This is a genomic window from Oceanispirochaeta sp. (assembly GCF_027859075.1).
GTDB lineage: Bacteria > Spirochaetota > Spirochaetia > DSM-2461 > DSM-2461 > Oceanispirochaeta.
The window spans coordinates 1-6,085 of record NZ_JAQIBL010000130.1; the positions used below are offsets into that span (position 1 = coordinate 1).

6 protein-coding genes are annotated in these 6,085 nt (G+C 46.2%); 1 reads left to right on the plus strand and 5 read right to left on the minus strand.

The genetic code is table 11. From position 1 onward, the window contains the following. Positions 1-122: 122 nt before the first annotated feature. Genes PF479_RS07480 through PF479_RS07500 form a run of 5 tightly spaced genes read right to left on the minus strand, consistent with a single transcriptional unit; the run spans position 123 to position 4,939 of the window. A complete protein-coding gene (locus tag PF479_RS07480) occupies positions 123-527 on the minus strand; it encodes a biopolymer transporter ExbD (RefSeq protein WP_298004350.1) in 405 nt (134 codons plus the stop codon). After that, positions 520-924 (minus strand): biopolymer transporter ExbD, encoded by a 405-nt coding sequence (locus PF479_RS07485; protein WP_298004364.1) that lies wholly within the window; start codon positions 922-924, stop codon positions 520-522. The genes PF479_RS07480 and PF479_RS07485 overlap by 8 nt, the downstream gene beginning before the upstream one ends. Before the next feature lie 2 nt (positions 925-926). After that, a complete protein-coding gene (locus PF479_RS07490; RefSeq protein ID WP_298004353.1) occupies positions 927-1,571 on the minus strand; it encodes a MotA/TolQ/ExbB proton channel family protein in 645 nt (214 codons plus the stop codon). Beyond that, positions 1,568-2,425, minus strand: coding sequence for a hypothetical protein (locus PF479_RS07495; RefSeq protein WP_298004356.1), 858 nt, complete (start codon positions 2,423-2,425; stop codon positions 1,568-1,570). The genes PF479_RS07490 and PF479_RS07495 overlap by 4 nt, the downstream gene beginning before the upstream one ends. Before the next feature lie 24 nt (positions 2,426-2,449). Continuing rightward, complete coding sequence (locus PF479_RS07500; RefSeq protein ID WP_298004359.1) at positions 2,450-4,939, minus strand: TonB-dependent receptor; 2,490 nt, start codon at positions 4,937-4,939, stop codon at positions 2,450-2,452. A 131-nt stretch (positions 4,940-5,070) separates the two neighbouring features. Here PF479_RS07500 and PF479_RS07505 point away from each other — a divergent pair, with 131 nt between their 5' ends. Next, on the plus strand, positions 5,071-5,784 hold the full coding sequence (locus tag PF479_RS07505; RefSeq protein ID WP_298004362.1) for a pseudouridine synthase: 714 nt from the start codon (positions 5,071-5,073) through the stop codon (positions 5,782-5,784). Positions 5,785-6,085: the final 301 nt, after the last annotated feature.

Consider the following 6,085-nt stretch of genomic DNA (forward strand, 5'->3'; position numbering starts at 1 on the left):
CGCCACAGCTTCCGATTTCAGATTGAACTGCAGGAAGAGGAGGAGGAGAATATGGATCAATGCCACAGAGGATATGATTCCGATTCTGATAAGCTTCTGGATAGGAAGATTTGAAGTGCTTGTCATAGATCCTCCTTGACAACAAAGCTGACGACTCTGTGTTGGAGGAGCTGCAGAATCTTTATCACTCCATCAATATGTTTGTAGGCCGTGTTGCGGTCAGCCAGGATATGAATCCTCATGTCGGGATGTTGGATGTAGGCATCGGTAATGATATTCTCAAGCTCCCCGGCAGATACTGAATGACCCTCTACGATGACAGTTCCTTCCCGGTCAATCCACACTTCCTGTTGATGCTCCGCTTCAGTCCGTTCAATCTGTTTGGCCTCGGGATAATCGATCTTCACTTCTTTCCGGTAATTGATCAGAGATATGAGCATAATGAAGATAAGGAGCAGAAAGCCGATATCACTCATGGCAGACATAGGAGCGCCGGGGGGCCTTCTTTTACTGCTGATTTTAATCAAGACTCTCTCCCTGCATGGAAAAGGAAAAGTTTTCTACCTTTTCCCTTCTGATAATCTCGATTGTTTCCACAAATCTCTGATAGCCTGTATCGGGATCAATGGCCAGGGCCACGGTGAGATTGGGATGGACTTTAAAGTTTTCAGCCAGCAATTCTTCAAGATCGGGAAGGGGGAGAACCTCTTCCTTGTAGTATAAATCTCCCGAAGGACTGAGGCTCAGCCTGATCAGGTCTTCCTTTTGTACAATCAGAGGTTTTTCATGGGAGGGCAGGCTTAAAAGAAAACCAAAATTTGTATTGAATCCGGCTATGACCAGAAAATAAATGATGAGAAGAAAACTCAAATCATTGAGTGCCCCCATGGGATCATCTGCCTTTCTGGTAAAAAACTTTTTCATTTTCACTGGTTCTTGTCTCCGCCGCGGATAGAGAGGGCTCCCACAATGTCGCTGGATGCTTTCGTGATATCCGCCGCAAATGTATCCACCCTGTGTGCGAGGATGTTGTAGCCGACAAGAGCTACGATGGCTATGATCAGCCCGAAAACCGTTGTCATCAGGGCTTCGTAAATGCCGTTGGCAACAAGCTGTGCATTGACATCCGAGGCCTCAGCGATGGATCTGAAAGCACCGATCATTCCGGAAACTGTCCCCAGAAATCCCGTGAGGGGGGCGATGGATGCCAGGGCGGAGAGAAAGTTGAACCCGTTTTCGAGCTTCCGGATCTGCTCCTGACCTTCGGCCTCTACGGCCTTTTCCATGCGGTGCTCCCCATGGGGGGCATTTTTGAGGATCTCCCTCAAAATTCTGCCGCTGACATTCCGGTCTTTCAGCTGGTCCAGGTATTCCCGGGCTTCTCCTGTATGATTCTCTTCGATACAATCCCTCACATGCTGCCGTACTTTTTCTGTCCTCAGGTCATGGATAAGAATATAGATGATTCTCTCCAGGATGAGGGCAAATGTGAGGATGGAAAATACCAGGAGGGGCCACATAAACACCCCTCCCATTTCAAAAAATCTTATAAGACTCCATTGTTCGGTCATTTTGTACTCCTGATATCTGAGTGGGGGAGCCATGACTCCCAGAGATCCTGCCAGAGGCAGCATATGATAATAAGTTCAGAGGCTTCATCATAATCCCGTAACAGGGTTCCTGAGTCTCTGACTTCATGAAGTTCTTCGGGGAAGTATTTCTTTGTAGAGAGGGTATCCCAGAGTACTTCTTCATTTCTGATATACCCTTCTTTATCTGAACTGGAGGCTTCCGGTTCGGGAAAAGCATCGGAAAATCCGTACAATTCAGGAAACAGAAGGGATTGAAGGTCCTGATGGTAGGCTTTGGAGTCAATTCCTCTTTTTTTATGATGAAAACTATAGTCCTCTGGAGCCAATTCAGTCTGCAAAAACCCGGACAGGACAATGGCTCTGTCCAGACGGCGGCTCATCATATCCCGGGCTCTGTCTCCATAGATTTTGTCTCTCCGGTAACGGATTTCAGCCTGTAAAACCGTTCCAGTCTGAGGCATCTCAATGACCCTGATCTGCCAGCTTTCCTTACTCCTCCGGGTCAGTTCCAGCATGCCCTGGAGAGAGATTGTTGATTCGGTCCATCCGTCATGCCAGTTAAAAAATAGATGAAGTTCATCTGTATGAAAGACCCAATGATCCGGTTCACTCTCAAAGGCCTCACCATGGATTTCCGTCAGGGAAGGAAAGGGAATTTTCAGGATAGCCTGGTTATTCTCCAGTAACTGAAGATTCCACTCTGTCTGATTCTCCATGGACACACCTGACCATTTCTGTCCGGCAGGGGCGGACTGACAGGAAAGCAAAACTATCCCCGGGAGCAGGAGGACTGGAAACAGGATTCCTTTTATTATCTTTAAATATTTCTTCATTTTTTTCTCACTTTCCTTGTTCAATTAGTAGCTGACTTTCAGACCGAAGGAGGGCAAGGGTATCCCTATATCAAAATCGGCTGAGGTATCGCTGTTTTCCTCTCCGGTAATCTCATTGTAGTCACTGTTGGTCGATGGTTTATAAATCTGAGTCAATATATCTTCCACAGCAATATACCATTCCCATTGAACCCTGGAATTTTCGGGATAATGCGCATAGGACAGGCGTATGTCTACAGGAGCGGAAACACCGTCTCTCAGGCTGTCTGAATAGGAGGATGCCCGGCCGTACTGTTCTATGACCTGCCCTTCATACTCTACGGGATACACTGTTACATCTCCCACCTTGTCCCGGGGGGCTCCCGTTGCCAGTTGGCCTATGACAGAAAAGGTCCATCCCGGTTGAAAGCGCCAGTTTATGACCATATTAAGATTATGAAAGCGGTGATAATAGGGGTAATACCACTGGTCCAGAGGTTCATTACTGGTAAGCAGAGTTTCCGACTCTGTACCGGTATTGGATGGATTATAGAATCGGGCCCAGATAAAGGAGTAGCTGATGTATCCATCCCATTTGCGGGCAATCTTCTTCTGCACCATAAAGTCGAATCCGGCGGTATGACCTTTTCCATCGGTATTATAGTGAATGAGTGAATCTCCTGTGGCATCATCGCTGCTGAGAACCATACGGTTCAGATAGTATTTATAATAGGTTTCGAATTTGAATTTCCACTTATCATTCCAGTGAACTTCAATTCCGGCCAGATTAAACAAGGCCCGGTCCGGAGACATTTCCCAGTCGGCAATCCCGTATTTCTTTTCCGACAGTTCCGCCTCCAGGGGCATCGAGGAGAACAGACCCGAACCGATGGTGAGATTGACCGCGTCCAGGTGTTTGCTGTCTTTGAGTAGATTATAGGTGACACTGCCCCTTGGATTAATGAGAGGTCGGGCATGCATCGTAAAATCCTCATTCCAGATGGTGTAATACTCTCCCCTGACACCCAGCTCAGATTTGAGTAAGGAATTTTCACTTCCATGTTCCCAGACCATAAATCCAGCGCTGTTGAGAGAGTGATTCCCATCTACATCTGTTTGGAAATTGTATTGTTTCAGGCCAAGACCGCTTTCGTTATCCACGGGAACCCACAACTCTAAATCATCACTTTCCGAGGTAGTTGTCACGACTGTCTCGGTGCCGACAGCCAGAATGTCAGTAGGACTCATCAGTCTCTCAACCGTCAATTTTAATTGACCCTGCTGCATATCGGTGCTGCCGGTTCCACTGTTTTCCAATCCGTCGATGCTGTATGTATCGCCCTCGCTTAAACCGAAAGAATCACCGTATTGCTGCAGAAATTCTTCGCTGTAGGTCATGGTCCCCTTATTGACGGCTTTGAATGTCATATCCATCAGGTTCCAGTTGTACCCACCCAGGACGTCTATGTACAGTTTTTCTCCCGGAGACCAATCCATACCTCCGGCAAGAAAGGCATTGGTATAGTCATAATCAAAGAGGACATCCGTAGAATAGGTTTCGGATTCAAAATTGCTGTCCATTCCTACACCGTCGGTTCCGTAAAATCCGCTCATATAGAGTCCTACCGAGCTGCCGGGTCTATAGGACATCTTCGTATAAAAATCCCGGATGTAGGGCATGGTTGTGATCGCTTCTGTTTCATCGGGGTAGAGAAGCTTTGCTGTATCAAGGTATGTCACCTTACCGCCTGCAAAGAGTCCCCCTTTTTTTCCAATTGGGGATTGTATAAACAGATCTGTCGAAGTTGTAGAAAGAGAACCGTCAATTCTCAGTTCCGGTTCATCCGCAGTGATGGTGGTGATCTCCAGAAGTCCCGACATTGCCCGTCCGTATCGGGCCGAATATACCCCGTGGGAGAGTTTGACCGATTCAACCATATTGGGATTGAAGATGGAATAGGCTCCCCCCCAATGGAAGGGATAGGTCACATAAAATCCATCCATTGTGGCCGCCATTTCATCAGGATAGCCCCCCCGGATAGAGGGTTGGGCATCCCAACCTGAAGTATAACCAACTCCGGGAAGAGTCTTGACCGAGTTCATGACATCTTCCACGATCCCGAGGTTGGCAGTCACATCCATATCCTCTTTGTCCATCACCACAGAGATTCCGACTTCTTCGTCACTTTTTCCTATGATCTTTCGTTCCACTACCAGTTCCTCACCCTCAATCATGCCGCTGATGGTCATTTTGACTTGAACTAGTGCGTCTTTTGAAGAGATGGTCATTCTCTGTGAATCATAACCGGGATAATGGACTAAGAGCACAATCCTCTGCAGCTCATCAGGGTATTCCACAAGGGCGCTGCCCTCAGAATCGCTGTAAAAAGTGGCTTCCTGCCCCAGGATCTGAAGGAGGGCACCCTCCAGTGGAATTTCCAGATCTCTATCAGAGATCTGGACCGGCAGTTCGGCAGCACAGAGGATTGTAAAGGATGACAAGAGGAATAGAAGAAACAGAAATATATTTTTCACATTCATACCTTTGTATTAAAAATGAGATGTTTATCTTTAAACAGTCCTTATCCTATCATGTGTTACAATTTAATAATATTTTTTAGTTTTATTGTTCCAGTATCTTATGAAATTAATATACCATGAGGACCATGACAGAAGATGTTGAAGAGACAGCTATTTCCATCCTGTGGATGGATGAACATTATGCTTTTTTAAATAAACCCGAGGGAGTTCTGATCCACAGAAGCCTTTTCTCTCCGGATAGAGATACTCTTGTGAAACGGCTCTATCATCAGTTTGAAAAGCCTCCGCTTCCCGTTCACCGTCTGGACCGTCCTGTTTCGGGAGTCCTGGCGGCATCCTTTACTTCTGAGGCTGCTGCCCTGCTTTCGGCCCAATTTCGGGAAGGACTGATACAGAAGACCTATTGGGCCGTTGTCCGTGGACATATTCCCGATGAGGGTTGTATTGAAACACCCTTAAAAAACTATGAAACAGGAGCCGTCAAAGAGGCGGTTACCCCATACCGCAGATTATTAACAGCAGAAAAGAGTGTTCCCTCCCGAAAGTATCCCAGCTCCCGGTACTCTCTGGTAGAAGTGAAACCTAAGACAGGCCGTTTTCATCAAATTCGGAGGCACCTTGCCGGTTTGGGCTATCCCATTGTGGGAGATACCTCCCATGGTGATACATTCTGCAATCATCACTTTGTAGAACACTTTGGAGTGGAAGGATTGATGCTTCATGCCTGCAGGCTGGAGTTGACTCATCCTGTAACAGGAGAATCATTGTCGGTTCTTTCTCCTCTGGCTCAGAGGTTTCTGGATGTTTTTTATCAGTTCTCATGGGAAATCTATCCCTAAAATGAGTGAAAATAAAATGAATCAGTAAGTTAGAATCATTGCTATTGTAGATGATTTTGAAGCTTTGTATAATCGGAGGATTTACCAAAAATTCTGAAGTCCCGGACTTTTTTAAGGAGTTTGATACCATGTCTTTTATACAGTCTACAGTCAACGGTTTTTTTAAGATCCTTCTCAAAATTACCTGCAAAATTGATACATCCGAAATGGACCGGATTCCTGCAAAGGGCCCTTATATCCTTATCATCAACCATATCAGTTTTCTCGAAGCCCCTATTTTCTACATTTTTATGAGACCACG